This is a genomic window from Aeromonas sp. MR19 (assembly GCF_963899305.1).
In the GTDB taxonomy this organism is placed as follows: Bacteria; Pseudomonadota; Gammaproteobacteria; order Enterobacterales; family Aeromonadaceae; genus Aeromonas; species Aeromonas bestiarum.
The window spans coordinates 1-16,449 of the sequence record NZ_CAWQWZ010000015.1 but is presented as its reverse complement, the minus strand read 5'-3'; the positions used below and the strand labels follow the sequence as shown (position 1 = coordinate 16,449).

Here is a 16,449-nt window from a genome sequence, read left to right as displayed (position 1 = left end):
CTGTTTGTAACATTATTTTCTTGTTCAGGTATTTAGAGCTGCTCGACATCGACCTGTATCATCATTCAATATATACCACTGCCTCTACATTATTCCCATCCGGATCAAGCAAGAATGCGGCGTAATAATCAGGAGCATAGTGAGCACGAGGTCCCGGTTGTCCGTTACAGCGAAAGCCCGCTTGAATACCTGCCAAGTGAAAAGCATCGACTTGTGCCCGAGTCGTGGCGCTGAAGGCGAGATGGCAGGGGGTATTTTGCTCGAACCTTTCGATTAAAAAGCTCACCTTGTCACGACCGATCAGGCCAAAACCGGCAGCAGCATCATCTGTCCACTTGAGTTCCATATGCAATGGGCGGAGTACGGTTTGGTAGAAGCGCTTGCAGTCGTCAAAATGCACTGTCTTGATTTCAACGTGATCGATCACGGCAACTCCTTGGCTGGTTGAACAAGACTATCTCCTGTTAATTGCGAGTGATAAGGGGTCTGGTGCCAACATAGCCGCTACCGCCCCTGAATGACGGCTTCAGTGTGCACCTTCTTCCGCAGGGTGAGCCCGACAAAGCGCACCTGGCACCTTGACGCAAAAGGGTACCGAATGGCCACAATAAGCCAGTTGAGGCCGGTTCGGGGAGGGGGCAAAAGCAATAACTGTGTGGTTTATCAAAGATTTTCTGCACGATAGCCCAACCGGGTTGAAAGCCGGGCTTAGCTGCCGCTCGGTTAAGCTTGCCCTGTTTTGTTGCTTGGCGACGGGGAGAGGCTCTGTTATGGTGGCATTAATTGGCCGTTTGGATGGCTAGATGGTTGTGGTGAATATATCCATGGTGGCAGGCGCCATCATAGGCCACCGTTTTGATCATGTTGACAGGGAGTTTCTTATGCAGCGTCGTTCCTTCTTCACCCTCTCCGCGCTGGCACTGCTGGCCAGTAGCCTGCCGTTTTCCGTTCTTGCCGCCGATCCGGCCAAGAAAGAGATAGTGATTGGCACGACAGTCGGGGACTTTGCCGACATGGTGACCGACTCCATCAAGCCGCAGCTGGAGGCCAAGGGCTACAAGGTCAAACTGGTGGAATTCACCGACTATGTGACCCCCAATATCGCGCTGGCCGATGGCTCGCTCGACGTGAACTGCTTCCAGCACAAACCCTATCTGGAGAGTTTCTCAAAAGACAGGGGCCTGTCGCTGGCTCCCATCACCCAGGTGCCGACCGGTCCCATGGGGCTCTACGCCGGCAAGCTGGGCGAGCTGAAGGCGTTGAAAGAAGGGAGCACGGTCGCCATTCCCAACGATCCGACCAATCAGGCGCGGGCTCTGCTGATGCTGCAGGATCTGGGCTGGCTCACCCTCAAGGAGGGGATCAATCCGCTCAAGGCGAGCGAGTTTGATGTGGCAAAAAATCCGCACAATATCAAGCTGATCCAGCTGGAAGCTGCGCAACTGCCGCGTTCGCGGGAAGATGTGGACTTCTCCGTCATCAACGGCAACTTCGCCGCCTCCAGCGGCATTGCGTTCAGCGAGGGCCTGTTCCTCGAGCGCAGCTACAACTTCATCAACTGGGTGGTGGTGAAAAGCGCCGATGCCGGGCAGCCGTTTGCCAAGGACGTGGCGGCGGCCTACAACTCCCCCGAATTCAAGGCCTATGCCGCCAAGCGCTTCGCGGGTTACAAGTATCCAGAGGGCTGGCAGGGGCAGAGCGCCAGCAACTGAGCATGGCCATGGGTATGTGACGCTATCGCATCAACAAAAACGGGCACCAGAAGGTGCCCGTTTTTGTTGGCGTCGTCACAGGCGTCAGTAGCGGCGCAGCCACCAGCGGGCGGCAACGAGTGCAGTCAGGCTGCCGAGCAGGGCGCTCGCCAGCACGTCCAGCGGCCAGTGCATGCCGATCAGCATGCGTGACAGGCCTATGCCCAGCGCCCACAGCGGCAGCAGCCAGACCCCGGCGGGGGCGCGGGCCAGCCAGATCAGGCCGAAGAACTGGGCCAGGCTCATGGCGGCGATGCTGTGGCCGGAGGGGAAGGCGTAGTTCACCTCCGCCTGCCAGTGGTTGCCGAGCCACTCGGGCAGGGCCAGCAAGAGGCTGGCCGCATGCACCTGCTCGCTGCGTACTTCCACCTTGCTGGCGTAGAACTGCTGGATGGCGGGGATCAGGTTCTGGCTCTCCAGCCAGATCAGATAGGGGCGCGGTTCCTGGGTCAGGTGTTTGACCAGGCTCTTGATGGCCCAGTCTCCCGCCAGCACGGCAAACAGGGCGCCACCGAGTGCCAGCGTGGCGGGCAGGCTCAGCGTCAGCTTGTGTCGGGTCAGCAGCAAGAGGGCGGCGATGCTGACGGCGAGGCCGGGCAGATCCACCATGCGGGTGAGGGCGTAGGGCCACCACAGCCAGCCCGATTGCAGAGCGTTGCTCATAAAGGGCTGCCAGGGGAGGCAGGTCAGCAGCAGCAGCGGCAGGATCAGGGCGGCGCTGAAACCAAGCACCTGGCGGCGCGGCAACGAAGAGGCATGAGTCGGCATAACAGGGCTCGTAACGGGTGCGTGTAACAGGGGCTGATAAAAAAGAGGCGCCATTGTGCCAGCCTCGGCTTGTCGGTCAAGTCGCACCGACCGGACTGTAACATGGGGTTACAAATGAGTGTGGCTCGGGCCGAGATGGCGATATGGGCATGGGGCGGCAGCATCTGAACATCTTGGCGGCTTGGGCCGGTCTGGTGGATCGACTGTGGTGAAGGGGCATGGGCGAACCCGCATCTGGGCATCTGGCCGCTTTGGGCCGGCTTGGTGGAGCGAGTGTGGTGAAAGGGCATGGGCGAACCCGCATCCGGGCATCTGACCGCTTTGGGCCGGCTGGGCGGATCGACTGTGGTGAAAGGACATGGGCGAACCCGCATCTAGGCATCTGGCCGCTTTGGGCCGGCCGGGCGGAGCGAGTGTGGTGAAAGGGCAGGGGCGAATAAGCATCTGAAAATTCGGTTGGTTTGGGCTAGAATGGCGCGCCTGTGGCCGGTTGCGAAGTGAGAGAGCCCGATGAAGATCGTCGTTGATGAAAATATGCCCCACGCCCTCGAGTTGTTTGCCGAATTTGGCGAGGTGATCCCCCTGCCAGGACGACAGATGCAGGCGGCGGATCTGCAAGATGCCGATGTGCTGCTGGTGCGCTCCGTGACCCGGGTCGATGCCGAACTCCTCGCTACCAGCCCGCGGCTCGGGTTTGTCGGCACCGCCACCATAGGCACGGATCACGTAGACAAGGCGCTGCTGGCCGAGCGGGGCATTCCCTTCTTCAGTGCGCCCGGCTGCAACAAGTATTCGGTCGGTGACTATGTGCTGAGTGCCTTGCTGGTGCTGGCCGAGCGTCATGAGCTCAATTTGAGCGAGATGAGTCTCGCCGTCATAGGCGCCGGCAACACGGGGGAATGCGTGGCGGGCAAGGCCGAGGCCCTCGGCATGCGGGTGCTGCGCTGCGATCCGCCGCGCGCCCGGGCCGCCGCGCAGGCGGGAGAGGCGGGGGCGTTTGTCGACTACCAGAGCGCCCTTGGCGCCGACATCGTCAGCTTCCACGTGCCCATCACCCGCGAGGGGCCGGATGCCACTTTCCACCTGCTGGATGAGCGGGTGATCGCCGCGCGACCAGCCGGGCAGATCCTCGTCAACGCCTCCCGTGGCGAGGTGTGGGACAACCAGGCCCTGCTCGCTCGCCAGCAAGGGCTTTCTTGCCCGCAGGAGCTGGGCCCCCTGCGGCTGGTGATGGATGTGTGGGAAGGGGAGCCCGAGCCACTGCGAGCCCTGGTGCCCCATACCGAGATAGCGACCCCTCACATCGCAGGCTACAGCCTGGAGGGCAAGGCGCGCGGCACCTGGATGCTCTATCAGGCGCTGTGCCAGCAGCTGGGCCGCGCGGCGCGCCAGGATCTGCAATCCTTGCTGCCAGCCCCCGAGGTGCGCGCACTGACACCGGGTCAACCGGCGGATCAGGCGTTGATCAAGCAGCTGGTGCACCTTATTTATGACGTGCGTCGCGATGATGCCCGTTTTCGCAACCGGATTGAGCTGCCCGGCAGTTTCGATGAGCAGCGCAAACACTACCCGGAGCGGCGCGAGCTATCCTCCTTGCATGTCTGCGGCCCTTTCGCCGGCGACACCCTGGCCCGGCTCGGCTTTGGCATTCAGGCCGAGTGAGCCGGCTCAATCCCGAATTCAACACCAGAAAATGGGCGGATCCTGTGCCACACCCGGTCCCGCCTTTATCCGGTTTGGCATGATGCCAAATCCCCTATCGGGCAGGTCAGCCTGCCAGCTGTGATGCCAGCGTGCGTCAGCGACACCATGGATAGCGGCGGTTAACCGGCGCCATCCATGGGTAATTCCACAGGAGAGAACATCAGTGAGTCAGCAATTCAACGTAGCGGTATTGGGCGCCAGCGGCGCCGTGGGTCAGGCCATGATCGAAATTCTGGAGGAGCGCGCCTTCCCGGTCGGCACCCTCTATCCGCTGGCCTCCAGCCGCAGCGCCGGTGATACGGTGCGCTTTGGTGGCAAGAACCTCGAGATCAAGGACGTGGAAGAGTTTGACTGGAGCCAGGTGCAGATAGCGCTCTTCTCCGCCGGGGCCGAGGTCTCTGCCAAGTGGGCGCCCATCGCCGCCGAGCACGGCTGCATCGTCATCGACAACACCTCCTGCTTCCGTTACGACGCCGACATCCCGCTGGTGATCCCGGAAGTGAACCCGGACGCGCTGGCCGATTTTCGCAACCGCAACATCATCGCCAACCCGAACTGCTCCACCATCCAGATGCTGGTGGCGCTCAAGCCGCTGCACGACGAGGTGGGCATAGCCCGCATCAACGTGGCGACCTATCAGTCCGTCTCGGGCTCCGGCAAGGAGGGGGTGAGCGAGCTGGCCGGCCAGACCGCGCAGCTGCTCAACGGCCGTCCGGTGGAGCCGACCCTCTACCCGCAGCAGATCGCCTTCAACCTCATTCCGCAGATCGACAGCTTCACCGACAACGGCTACACCCGTGAAGAGATGAAGATGGTGTGGGAAACCCAGAAGATCCTGGGAGATGCCAGCATAGCCGTGAACCCCACCTGTGTGCGGGTGCCCGTGTTCTACGGTCACGCCGAGGCGGTCCACGTCGAGCTGCACCAGCCGCTGGATGCGGATCAGGTCAAGGAGCTGCTGCGCAATGCCCCCGGCGTCACCCTGTTCGATGATGAAGCTGACTACCCGACCCCGGTACGCGACGCCACCGGCAAGGATGAGGTGCTGGTCGGCCGGGTCCGTCAGGATATTTCTCACCCGAGTGGTATCAATATGTGGATCGTGGCCGATAACGTTCGTAAGGGTGCCGCGACCAACAGCGTACAGATTGCCGAGCTGCTGGTGCGCGATTACCTCTGATCCGCGGATCGGCTGGCCCGATGGGGAAGGAGCCCCATCGGGCGTGCAACCTGCCACCCGCATGCGGTGTGGATGTGACCGGGGCCGCACTCTATGGCCCCGAGAATTTTTCGCGATATCAACTGATTAAGTTTTTTCCTACACTCAGAAACAAGTTGGGTGCTAAATGTGTCGGACTGCTGGCTTGCAACCTGAGCCTGATTTATATTGAACCGACTGTTTTGGGGTAACTATCCAGATTTTTCAATGCGATAGGGCCGTCATACGAAGGAACGAATATGGGACATTCCCGCATAACATTGGCAACGCTACTCGCATTGGGTCTGCTGGGCACCGCTCAGGCTGAAGACTCGGCGCGGGAGCCTTTTTTTGTTGAGCTCAAGGGCCCGGACGAACCGGCTCCGCCTGCCGTCAATTCCCAGCCGCTGGCGCAACCCGTCGCCGCTCCCCGCGCCACGTCCCAACCCAGCCCGGCCAGGGCCCAGCCCATAGTGCGGCAGGTTGCGACCAGCAATGCCGGCAGTTATGGCCCGATCCGTCCCACCGATACCCTCTGGAGTCTGGCGAGCAAGTACCGCCCCTCCAACAAGGTGAGCGTCTACCAGACCATGGTGGCGATCTACGAGAAGAATCCCCGCAGCTTTGCCGATGGCAACATCAACCACATACTGGTGGGATCCCGCATTCAGCTGCCAAGCGCCGCCGAGGCCAGCGTCATCACGGATGCGCAGGCTCGTCAGCGTTTCAACAGCGACAACGCCAGCTGGAAAGGGCTGAGCCCGAAATACCTGGCCAACAAACATGCCCAGCCGGCCAAGCCGGCGGAGACCAAGGTTGCCGCTGCGCCTGCCAAGGCGACTGCGCCCAAGGCCGCCCCCATTCCGGCACCCGTACCCAAGGTGACCACGCCGCAACCGGCCACCGAGGTCAAAGAGGTTGCCAAGGCGGCCGAACCCGTACCAAGCCAGGCCGCAACAACCAGCGCCGCCAGTGCGAGCGCCCCGGCTCCGCTGCCGGCCGATGTGGGCAAACCGGTCGGCAAGCCCTCCACCGAGATGGCGCTGGCGCTGGAAGATGCCAATGCCCAGCTCGGCCAGGTCACTGAGATGAACCACAGGCTCAAGCTGCGCCTGCAATCCCTGACCGAAGAGGTGGAGACCCTCAAGGCCCAGCTGCTGGATCAGACTGCGCTGCAAAAAGAGATTGCCGAGTTGAAAGCCAAGCCGGTACCGCCGGTGGCGGCGGCTCCCGAGCCCAAGCAGAACTGGCTGATGGACCTGCTCGCCTCGCCGCTCAACCTGGCGATGATCATACTGCTGCCCGTGTTGCTGGTGCTGGCGCTGGTCACGCTCTGGCTGCGGGCCCGTGCACGTCGTGAGCTGGAGGAGCAGGAGAAGAGCCTGTCCGAATCCACCGCCATGGTCATGGATCAGGAGAGCGGCGAATTTGACGAGCTGATGACGGTCGGCATCGCGGACGAGGAGCCGATGCGGCCGAGACCGGATCTCAACACGCCCGATGGTTATATGGCGGTGGCCGAGCCAGAGGCGCCGGCCGATCTGGTGTTCAGCGATGATGGCGAGATGGATCTGGCCAGTTTCGAGCCGGAACCTGCCCCGGCCGCCAAGGCTGCCATCCGTGACCCGGATCTGGTGCCCGAGCTGGATCTCGCCCATGACGAGTCCATCGAGCTCGATGCCGGGCCGGATCTCGATCTCGCCAGCGAGTTCAACCCGCCCAAGGGCGGTCATGAGGTCATGAGTGAAGAGGAGCTGCAGGCCGCGCTGTTTGCCGAGCTGGACGCCGACCTCACCGCCGATCTGGATCTGGATGCCGACGATGACGGCCAGCCGGATGCCGAGCCCGTGGTCAGCGACGAGGAGCTGGCCTCCTTTGATTTGAGCGACTTCGAAAGCGCCTTTGCCGAGCCTGCCGCTGGCAAGGAGAGTGCGCAGCAGAGCGCCGCCGATACCAGCGCCGACGAGATGCTGGCGGAACTGGGGTTGGCGCCGGCCAAGGGCAAGGCGGCCGAGCCGGATCTGGAGTGGGATCCCAACGAGCTGGCGCTCTCCGATTTTGAGGATGCCTTCGCCGAGGTGGAATCCCATCAGGGGGACGTGAAGCCACGGGAACAGGCGCAGGAGAGCGGCTACGTCGAGATCGACAAGCTGCTGGCCGAGGCCGATGCCAGCACCACTGAGCAGGAGCCTTATCAGGGCTTCTCGCTGGATGTGGGGCTGGATGGTTTCCCCGAGGTGCTGCCGGAATCCACCGGGTTTGATGTGGATGCCGACGATGGCGGCGTGGGGGCCAAGCTGGATCTGGCCCGTGCCTACCTCGAGATCGATGACAAGGATAGCGCTCGCGAGCTGCTGCAAGAGGCGGCAGAGCAGGGCACGGATCACCAGCGCGCCGAGGCCGAGAAGTTGCTCAAGCGACTGGGGTAACCCCTTGCATTATGTGATCAGGTAACGAAGGGCAGCCGGCAGGCTGCCCTTCTCTATTGGGGGCCTATATCGAGCGGGATGCGGTTTTTGGGACTTTTCAGCCTGAGCGCGTATAATCCGCCCCGTTTCTTTTACCGCCCTTCTTTCACCATAAGACAAGTGTTATCCATGCGAATTGCCCTAGGTATTGAATATGACGGCAGCCGGTATTTCGGCTGGCAGCGTCAGCGAGAAGTGATCAGCGTGCAGGCCGAGCTGGAGAAGGCCCTCAGCCGGATTGCCAACCACCCTGTCTCCATCCAGTGCGCCGGTCGCACCGATGCCGGCGTGCATGCCACAGGTCAGGTGATCCACTTCGATACCGAGGCGAACCGTGCCGAGGGGGCCTGGACCCTGGGGCTCAACTCCAACCTGCCGCCGGACATCGCCGTGCGCTGGGTCAAGCAGGTGGACGAGAGCTTCCACGCCCGCTTCAGCGCCACCGCCCGTCGCTACCGCTATGTCATCTACAACCACAACTACCGTCCGGCGATCCTCGGCTGCGGCGTCAGCCACTACCACGAGACCATAGATGCGACGCTGATGCACCGGGCGGGCCAGAGCCTGCTGGGGGAGCACGACTTCAGCACCTTCCGCGCCGTTGCCTGCCAGTCCAACACCCCCTGGCGCAATGTGACGCATCTGTGCGTCAGCCGCTCCGGCCCCTACATCGTGCTCGACATCAAGGCCAACGCCTTCTTGCACCACATGGTGCGCAACATCACCGGCTCCCTGCTGCTGGTGGGGCAGGGACTCAAACCGGTGGAGTGGATTGCCGAGGTGCTGGCCGCCAAGGATCGCAACCTGGCCGGGCCCACCGCCAAGGCCGGTGGCCTCTATCTGGTGGACGTGGATTACCCGGCTGAATTCGCCCTGCCGCAGTTGCCGCTCGGCCCGCTCTGGCTGCCGGACTCGGCACCGGGTACGACCAGTTTTTAGTAACTGGCCCCGAAAATTTGTGGTTTAATGATCCGTCATTTATTGCCATCGAGCTATTAAGTCATTGAACAATCTAGGCTCGATGCGTTTTGTCAGGCACAAAAGCATTAAGGAATTCCATGAGCTGGCTTGAGAAGATCCTTCCCAAGAGCAAGATAACTACACCTCGTCGTCACAACATTCCGGAAGGGGTGTGGACCAAGTGCAGTGCTTGTGAACAGGTGCTCTACCGGGCAGAGTTGGAGCGCAACCTCGAAGTGTGCCCCAAGTGTGATCATCATATGCGCATCAGCGCTCGTGCCCGTCTCGAGAGTTTTCTCGATGAGCAGGGCCGCACCGAGATCGGTGCCGAGCTGGAGCCGCAGGATGTCTTGAAATTCAAGGATTCCAAGCGCTACAAGGATCGTTTGTCTGCCGCTCAGAAAGAGACGGGAGAAAAAGATGCGCTGGTGGTGATGAAGGGGACCCTCAAGGGGGTGCCGGTCGTCGCCTGTTCATTCGAGTTCTCCTTCATCGGTGGCTCCATGTCCTCCGTGGTCGGTGCCCGTTTCGTGCGTGCCGTCGAGGAGAGCATCAAAGAAGGCCGCGGTCTGGTCTGCTTCTCCGCCTCCGGCGGTGCCCGCATGCAGGAAGCGCTCTTCTCCCTGATGCAGATGGCCAAGACCAGTGCTGCGTTGGACCGGCTTACCAAGGCGGGCCTGCCCTATATCTCTGTGCTGACCGACCCCACCATGGGTGGTGTCTCTGCCAGTCTGGCCATGCTGGGTGATATCAATGTGGGCGAGCCCAAGGCGCTGATCGGCTTTGCCGGCCCGCGCGTCATCGAGCAGACAGTGCGCGAGAAGCTGCCGGAAGGCTTCCAGCGCTCCGAGTTTCTGCTGGAGAAGGGGGCCATCGATCTCATCATAGATCGCCGCGAGATGCGTAACCGTTTGGCCAGCCTGCTCGCCAAAATGCTGAATACTCACGTCATCGAAGAGTGAAGATGAGTTCAAACATGCAACAATCCCAAAGCCGGTCGCTGGTCGACTGGCTTTCTTATTTGGAGCAGATCCACCCCGTCAACATCGACATGGGGCTGGATCGGGTCGGTGCCGTTGCCCGTCGCATGGGCCTCACCCAGTTGCCGTTCAAGGTGATCACTGTCGCTGGCACCAATGGCAAGGGTTCCAGCTGCGCCATGGCGGCCAGCATTCTGATGGCGGCGGGCTACAAGGTCGGTGTCTACTCCTCTCCCCATCTGCTGCGCTTTACCGAGCGGGTACGCATCAATGGACAAGAGCTGGCCGACGACGATCATCGCGCTGCCTTTGCCGAGGTAGAAGCTGCTCGGGGAGAGATAGCGCTCACCTTCTTCGAGTTTGCCACCCTGGCGGGTCTCTGGCTCTTTCGCCGCGCCGCGCCGGATGTGCTGCTGCTGGAAGTGGGGCTGGGTGGTCGGCTCGACGCCACCAATGTGGTGGAGTCCGATGTGGCCATGATCACCTCCATTGCGCTTGATCACTGCGACTGGCTGGGGGATACCCGCGAAGCGGTGGCAGTGGAGAAGGCCGGAGTGTATCGCGCCGGCAAACCCGCCATCAGCGGTGAACCCAAGCCTCCTGCCACTATCGCCAGCGAGGCGCAGCGCATAGGTGCCTGCCTGCGTCAGGTCGGTGTCGACTTCTCTGGCAAAGAGCATGAGACCAGCTGGGATTACCTGGGTCTGCACCAGTGGCGGGATCTGCCCAAACCAGCACTGCCGCTGATGAACGCTGTAACCGTGCTGGCGGCGCTGGAATCCCTCGGCTTGCCGCTACCTGAGTCTGCAATCCGTGACGGGCTGGCCAATGCCCGGCTGGTGGGGCGGATGCAGCGGCTGCAAAGCGAGCCTCTGGTCATCGTCGATGTGGCCCACAATCCCCATTCGGCGGCCTACCTTGCCAGCCAGTTGCGCCAGATCCCCTGCAAGGGCAAGCGCTGCGCCGTGGTCGGCATGCTCAAAGACAAGGACATGGCGGGTTCGCTCGCCGAGCTTGATGGTCTGATCGACGCATGGTTTCTGGCCAGTCTCACCGGTCCGCGCGCCGCTACCGCCGAGCAGCTCGCCGCTGCCCTGGGGGAGGGCAAGGGACAGGCTCAGCGCTTTGATGATGTCAGCGCCGCCTATCAGGCTGCGTTGGCCGCATCGAGTCCTGATGATATGGTCATTGTGTTTGGTTCGTTTTACACTGTCGCCGACATTCTGGCGGGCACTGCGTCCTGATCGGCACAGGGCCGGTTGAACGGCACGGCTTCAGGCTGGTTTTGCCGGGCCAAATCTTCTTCGGCGCGCCATCGGCCAAGCAACATGGGTATAGGCGTTGACTTGGCTTCGAAGTCTCAACACAGAGTGGCTTGAAGGGACCGTCCATCATTGATGTCCGCAAAATTGCAATTAATTCTAAGTAACATGGGTGGGGATTAACTTGGCTTCGAAGTTTCAAAACAGATTGGTAGGCACCGTCATCCTGGTGGCCCTGGTTGTCATTTTTCTGCCGGATCTGATGGATGGCAACAAGCTGGAGCAAAAAGACGAGGCGTTTGCCAAGATCCCGCTGCGTCCCGAGCTTGAACCCGCCAAGCCGGCATTGCAGGTCTCGGCCGCCAGTACCTTGCCGGCGGAACACCTGGCCAGCCAACAGCAGGCCTCTGCCGCCGAGCAGTGGCAGGTCGAAGAGGTCTCGGATCCCGTGACGCTCGCCACCAACAAGAACCCATCGGCGGCGCAGGCACAGCAGCCAGCTACCAAGCCTGTTGCTCAGCCAGTGGTCAAGCCCAAGCCCGAAGTGATCGCCAAGAAGCCGGTGGAGCCACCCAAGCCAAAGCCGGTAGCTCCCAAACCGGTGGAAACCAAGCCACAGGTCGGCCAGATCAAGTCGATGGATGACCTCATCGCGAGCAAGATGGCGCCGCAGTCACAGGCGCCTGCCGCCTCGTCGCAGGGCAGTTGGATCTTGCAGCTTGGTGCCTTCAAAAACGTGGACAGCGTCAATGCGCTGGTGAGCAAGTTGCGGGCGGCGGGCTACTCGGCCCACACCTCGCCGAGAACGCCGGTGCAGGGTCAGCTCAACCGCGTCTTCATCGGGCCGGATGTCTCCAAGGCCAAGCTGCAGGGCATGCAGGGTCGCATCGGCCAGATGACGGGGCTCAGCGGTTCAGTGGTGGCTTACAACCCCTGATGCGGGTTTGACGAACGCCGAATAAAAAATACCGCGCCTCGGCGCGGTATTTTTTTAGAACCTGTTCATGGTCTCTCAGCGAGAGGTCGGGCCGGTTTTTAGATGCATTTCACCGGTTTGGGCAGGCCGCCTATCTTGGTTGCCTGCTTGGCGGGTCCTTCCGGGAACAGCTTGTAGAGATAGCGGCTGTTGCCCTTCTCGGGGCCATACTGCTTCTCCATTGCCTTGACCAGGGCGCGAATGGCGGGGGAGGTGTTGAACTCCAGGTAAAAGGCGCGCACGAAACGCACCACCTCCCAGTGGGGCTCCTCCAGCACTATGCCTTCCTGCTCGGCCAGCACCTGCGCCAGCTCCTCGCTCCAGTCGCTGCTGTTGAGCAGATAGCCCTTGGCATCGGTGTCGATGGTCTGGCCGTTGAATGCCAGCTGATGTTTTTCAGACATAAGGGGCTCCTCGCAAAGGGGCTATCAGGATTGGGCGGGCATGGTAGCGCCTTGATCCCCGGTGAGCAACCGGCTCTCGTTGGCCAGGGTAAGCAATTCGTCCGCCAGCTGGCTGATGAGGGTGAGCTGCTGGGTCAGCATCAGCTGCTCCTCGCTGCTGTCCGGGGTTATCACAGGGCACTGGCCCTCGATCTGCGCCGGCATCTCCCCCGCCAGGTGACCGGCGGCCCGCTCAAGGGTATGGCTCAGGTGGCGGCTGATCTCGTCGAGCTCGCCTATGGCTTCCAGCTTGTCGCGATGGGCGCCCAGCGCCGAGATGTAGGAGAGCAGGGCGTGATTGCGCCAGGTGAGGGTGAAGCAGAGATCGAGGAAGCGGCGACGCTTCTGCGGCTCCACCAGCATGCTCTGCCAGGCCATGGCCAGCTCGCTGTCGGCCAGGTGGGCGCTCTTGCGAGCTACCCGGTAGTCGATGGACTCATCTCTTTGCTGTTGCAGGCTGGCGAGCACGGCCGCCAGATAGCGGGCGTTGGCTGACAGTGAGTTGGCGATCAGGGTCGGCAGCCGCTTGTACTGCCAGTCCGGCCACAGCCAGGCCACCAGGGCATAGGAGAGCAGGCAGCCGAGGAAGGTATCTAGCATGCGCGGCCCCAGGATGGCAAACCCTATGCCGTCCAGCAGGTTGAATGCCATCAGCACATAGAGGGTGATGAAGCAGACGGCGGCGCTGTAGTTGCTGCGCACCTGGGTGAAGAACAGGAAGGCGGCCAGCCCCATCACCACCAGCTGGACGTGCAGCTCGGGGAACAGCCAGAGCACGGGGATCCCCACCAGCAGGCCGGCGAAGGTGCCGAGCATGCGCTGCACCAGCCGGCGACGGGTGGCGCTGTAGCTCGGCTGGCAGACGAACAGTACCGTCAGCAGGATCCAGTAACCCTTGTCCAGATTGAAGGCCTGCAGTATGCCGTAGCCCACCACCAACCCGAGCGACAGGCGCAGGGCGTGGCGAAACACCATGGAGTTCGGGGTCAGATGCTGCTTGAGCTGGGTCAGCAGCGGCAGGCGGGGCGGGCGCGCCAGGGCCGGCAGATTTGCCTGTGCCTGGGTCGGGTTTTGCAGCTCTTCGGCACTGCCCAGCAGCTGGTTGATGCTGGCCAGGTTGCGGCGCAGGAACTTCATCGGCGTCAGCAGCGTCTTGGGATAGTGCTGCTTGAGGTGGGTGAACTCCAGCTGATCGCCGAGGGCCTCCAGGGTCCAGTGGATGCGCTTGTTATGGGCGTAGGGCTTGTGCACCAGGATGGCGTAACCGAGCCGTTGACACGCCTCGGAGAGCTGCAGGAATACCTCCTGGAAGCCGTCGAGGACTATGCCCTGCTTGAGTTCTTCTTCCAGCTTGCTGTAGGGGTAGTGGCTGGAGGTGGCCCGCTCGTGGATCTCCAGCGCCAGCAGGTAGAGGCGCAGCAGGCTGGCAAGCTCGGGCGCCGCCTGATGGCGGGTGCTGAGGCGGGCGTTGAGTGCCGATTTGGTGAGGGTCAGCGCATTGACCAGATTGATGTTGAGCTGGGCCAGATTGTGGCGAATGGCCTGGGCGCCGTGTTCGTCCGCCGGAAAGAAGCGGGATTTCTCAAGCAGATAACGGCCGAGGGCAAAGTAGCTCTGGGCCAGCTGCTCGTGCAGGGTCTTGTAGGGCAGCAGCCAGAGCCAGATGAGGGAGACCAGGCCGTACCAGAGTGCGCCCGCGCCGAGCGCCAGCGGCTGGTAGAAGAGATCCGGCGCCTTGGCGGCCCCCAGCATGGTGTAGATGGCGATGAGCAGGGAGCCGAAGCTGATGGTGGCGTAGCGCTGGCCCAGCGCCCCCACCATCACGAAGATGAAGGTCGATCCCGCCAGTCCGAGGGCAAACAGCCAGGGCGTCGGGAAGAGGTACTGCACACAGAGCGAGGCAAACAGGAAGCAGAGCAGCGTCATACCGAGGTTCTTGACCCGGCCCCACAGGCTGTCGTCGGTTTCGGCGATGGCGCCGGCCACCACCCCGAGGGAGAGCAGCACAGTGAGCTGGATGTCGCCCGTCGCCAGAGTGAAGGCCAGCAGCCCCACCATGGCCAGCAACACCTTGAGGGCGAAATAGATATGACTGTCAGTCAGCAGTCGGCGTAACAAACCAGAGAAGTCCATGGGCATGCTAGGCACCACCCTTGAGCGAAGCAAAATTGATATGACTGTCAGTCAGCAGTCGGCGTAACAAACCAGAGAAGTCCATGGGCATGCTAGGCACCACCCTTGAGCGAAGCAAAATCGATGTGACAGTCAGTCAGCAGTCGGCGCAGCAGGCCAGAGAAATCCATCGGCATGAGACAAGAGCAACCCTTGAACGAAACGAGAACGGGATACTAACCCGCCAAGCGCGAAGCGGCCCTGATTTGGATCAGGGCCACTTGGCTTCATATCCTTGATTTACAACTTATCCTGACAGAAACAGGCATCAATAAAAACCCCGCCGAAGCGGGGTTGTTCATCAGTTGCGGTTGCCGCCAAGCAGGCTCAGCAGGCTCAGGAAGATGTTGTAGATGGAGACATACAGGGTCACGGTGGCGGAGATGTAGTTGGTCTCGCCGCCCCGGATGATCTGCTGGGTGGTCAGCAGTATGGCACCGGAGGAGAACAGCATGAACATGGCGGACAGGGCCAGGCTCAGGGCGCTCATCTGCAGGAAGATGTTGGCGATCATGGCTACCAGCAGCACCCAGAAACCGACGAACAGCATGCCACCGATGAAGGAGAGGTCACGCTTGGTGGTCAGGGCATAGGCAGACAGACCGAAGAAGGTCAGCGCTGTGCCGCCCAGGGCCGTCATCACTATCTCGCCACCACCATTGTTCATGTACATGTTGATGATGGGGCCCAGGCTGTAGCCGAGCAGGCCGGTCAGGGCGAAGGTGAACACCAGCCCCATGCCGTTTTCGCGGTTCTTCTGGGTCAGGAACATCAGACCATACACACCGATAAGGAACACGGCCCAGTGCAGGGGCGGCATGTTCATCACGGTGGCGACCCCGGCCACAACGGCAGAGAAGCCAAGAGTGAGGGAGAGCAGCATATAGGTGTTGCGCAGCACCTTGTTGGTATCGCGCGCGGCACTCTGGGTGCCGGTGTAGATAGAACGGGTATCCATCTTGGGTGTCCTCTTGATTTCCGGTTGAGGCGGCAGATTCCGCTTCGTTATCGCATTGTATGCACTGAATGTGGGGATGACGAGCGCTGATTTCAAGCGCTACCCCAGCCTGTTGCCCCCTACTATCCCAGAACAAATATGTATTGCATATGAACAAGGGCTTGACGTAGTATGCACGCCGTTCGGAGGGGTGGCAGAGCGGCTGAATGCACCGGTCTTGAAAACCGGCGATGGGCGACCATCCGTGGGTTCAAATCCCACCTCCTCCGCCATCTATATGGCCCAACTGATTGATTCGGTTGGGCTTTTTTGTGTCTGTAATTTTTGGTATGCCAGTGAGTATGCCATTAGGTGTTGGCTGTCCTGCTCCTTGATAGCACTCCTTTGGACAGGTCATTGCCACGGCTCCCTTCAAGTTACCCAAAGCAAGAGAGGGCCAATGGCCCTCTCTTGCTTTCTATTTTGTTGGTCAGTGCAAACAACACTGTTTGTACTTCTTACCGCTGCGGCAGGGGCTCGGCTCGTCGCGGCCCATCTTGATCGGTGACACCATGGTTTGAGAGCGTACCGGTCGCTCGCTACGTTGCACCAGAAAGTGGGCATGCAAGATGTCTTGGAGTTACCTTTTCATTAGCAAGTATCACGGCAGTAGCGGTAATCCTAACTCCTTGAGAAATTCGTTGTGAATCGCCCCGGCTTCTCTAGACACTTTTGAGCCGTTCGAAATATTGCTTTTCACACTCTACTGGCGATAGCCCATTGTTGAAACTGTGCCGGCGCTTGGGGTTGTAAAACATTTCAATGTAATC

At 61.1% G+C, this 16,449-nt stretch carries 15 protein-coding genes and 1 tRNA gene; 9 read left to right on the top strand and 7 right to left on the bottom strand.

What is annotated here, in order from left to right; translation table 11 throughout:
* Positions 1-61 precede the first annotated feature (61 nt).
* Positions 62-427: a VOC family protein gene (locus tag AACQ95_RS12410; RefSeq protein ID WP_241281037.1), complete on the bottom strand. Its 366-nt coding sequence runs from the start codon at positions 425-427 to the stop codon at positions 62-64.
* A 454-nt stretch (positions 428-881) separates the two neighbouring features.
* Here AACQ95_RS12410 and AACQ95_RS12405 point away from each other — a divergent pair, with 454 nt between their 5' ends.
* Positions 882-1,712 (top strand): MetQ/NlpA family ABC transporter substrate-binding protein, encoded by an 831-nt coding sequence (locus AACQ95_RS12405; protein ID WP_241281036.1) that lies wholly within the window; start codon positions 882-884, stop codon positions 1,710-1,712.
* A gap of 84 nt (positions 1,713-1,796) precedes the next feature.
* Here AACQ95_RS12405 and AACQ95_RS12400 read toward each other — a convergent pair whose 3' ends face one another.
* On the bottom strand, positions 1,797-2,519 hold the full coding sequence (locus AACQ95_RS12400; RefSeq protein WP_043556490.1) for a phosphatase PAP2 family protein: 723 nt from the start codon (positions 2,517-2,519) through the stop codon (positions 1,797-1,799).
* Positions 2,520-3,029: 510 nt separating this feature from the next.
* Here AACQ95_RS12400 and AACQ95_RS12395 point away from each other — a divergent pair.
* From AACQ95_RS12395 to dedD, 7 genes are all read left to right on the top strand, one after another.
* Positions 3,030-4,181: a 4-phosphoerythronate dehydrogenase gene (locus tag AACQ95_RS12395; protein WP_241281035.1), complete on the top strand. Its 1,152-nt coding sequence runs from the start codon at positions 3,030-3,032 to the stop codon at positions 4,179-4,181.
* A gap of 205 nt (positions 4,182-4,386) precedes the next feature.
* Positions 4,387-5,403, top strand: coding sequence for an aspartate-semialdehyde dehydrogenase (locus AACQ95_RS12390; protein WP_042866095.1), 1,017 nt, complete (start codon positions 4,387-4,389; stop codon positions 5,401-5,403).
* Positions 5,404-5,681: 278 nt separating this feature from the next.
* On the top strand, positions 5,682-7,850 hold the full coding sequence (locus AACQ95_RS12385; RefSeq protein WP_241281032.1) for a FimV/HubP family polar landmark protein: 2,169 nt from the start codon (positions 5,682-5,684) through the stop codon (positions 7,848-7,850).
* A gap of 168 nt (positions 7,851-8,018) precedes the next feature.
* Complete coding sequence (gene truA, locus AACQ95_RS12380) at positions 8,019-8,828, top strand: tRNA pseudouridine(38-40) synthase TruA (RefSeq protein WP_241281030.1); 810 nt, start codon at positions 8,019-8,021, stop codon at positions 8,826-8,828.
* 119 nt (positions 8,829-8,947) lie between these two features.
* Entirely contained in the window at positions 8,948-9,811 is an 864-nt protein-coding gene (accD, locus tag AACQ95_RS12375) for an acetyl-CoA carboxylase, carboxyltransferase subunit beta (protein ID WP_042866098.1), read from the top strand.
* Positions 9,812-9,813: 2 nt separating this feature from the next.
* Entirely contained in the window at positions 9,814-11,073 is a 1,260-nt protein-coding gene (gene folC, locus AACQ95_RS12370) for a bifunctional tetrahydrofolate synthase/dihydrofolate synthase (protein WP_181455203.1), read from the top strand.
* Positions 11,074-11,275: 202 nt separating this feature from the next.
* On the top strand, positions 11,276-12,028 hold the full coding sequence (dedD, locus tag AACQ95_RS12365) for a cell division protein DedD (RefSeq protein ID WP_241281028.1): 753 nt from the start codon (positions 11,276-11,278) through the stop codon (positions 12,026-12,028).
* Positions 12,029-12,126: 98 nt separating this feature from the next.
* On the opposite strand, the gene AACQ95_RS12360 is transcribed toward dedD, so the two are convergent.
* From AACQ95_RS12360 to AACQ95_RS12350, 3 genes are all read right to left on the bottom strand, one after another.
* Positions 12,127-12,471, bottom strand: a complete 345-nt coding sequence (locus tag AACQ95_RS12360; protein ID WP_043139376.1) for a TusE/DsrC/DsvC family sulfur relay protein — start codon at positions 12,469-12,471, stop codon at positions 12,127-12,129.
* A 24-nt stretch (positions 12,472-12,495) separates the two neighbouring features.
* Positions 12,496-14,649 carry a YccS family putative transporter gene (yccS, locus tag AACQ95_RS12355; RefSeq protein ID WP_103470485.1) on the bottom strand — a complete coding sequence of 718 codons (2,154 nt, stop codon included), beginning with the start codon at positions 14,647-14,649 and terminating at the stop codon, positions 12,496-12,498.
* A gap of 334 nt (positions 14,650-14,983) precedes the next feature.
* Entirely contained in the window at positions 14,984-15,640 is a 657-nt protein-coding gene (locus AACQ95_RS12350) for a Bax inhibitor-1/YccA family protein (RefSeq protein ID WP_098983699.1), read from the bottom strand.
* Positions 15,641-15,824: 184 nt separating this feature from the next.
* On the opposite strand from AACQ95_RS12350, the gene AACQ95_RS12345 reads away from it, so the two are divergent.
* Positions 15,825-15,912 (top strand) — tRNA-Ser (locus AACQ95_RS12345).
* A gap of 197 nt (positions 15,913-16,109) precedes the next feature.
* On the opposite strand, the gene AACQ95_RS22605 is transcribed toward AACQ95_RS12345, so the two are convergent.
* Positions 16,110-16,175 carry an SEC-C metal-binding domain-containing protein gene (locus AACQ95_RS22605; RefSeq protein WP_445290533.1) on the bottom strand — a complete coding sequence of 22 codons (66 nt, stop codon included), beginning with the start codon at positions 16,173-16,175 and terminating at the stop codon, positions 16,110-16,112.
* A gap of 166 nt (positions 16,176-16,341) precedes the next feature.
* Positions 16,342-16,449 (bottom strand): IS3 family transposase (locus AACQ95_RS12340; RefSeq protein WP_139703210.1); only part of this gene is annotated, 108 nt, incomplete at its 5' end.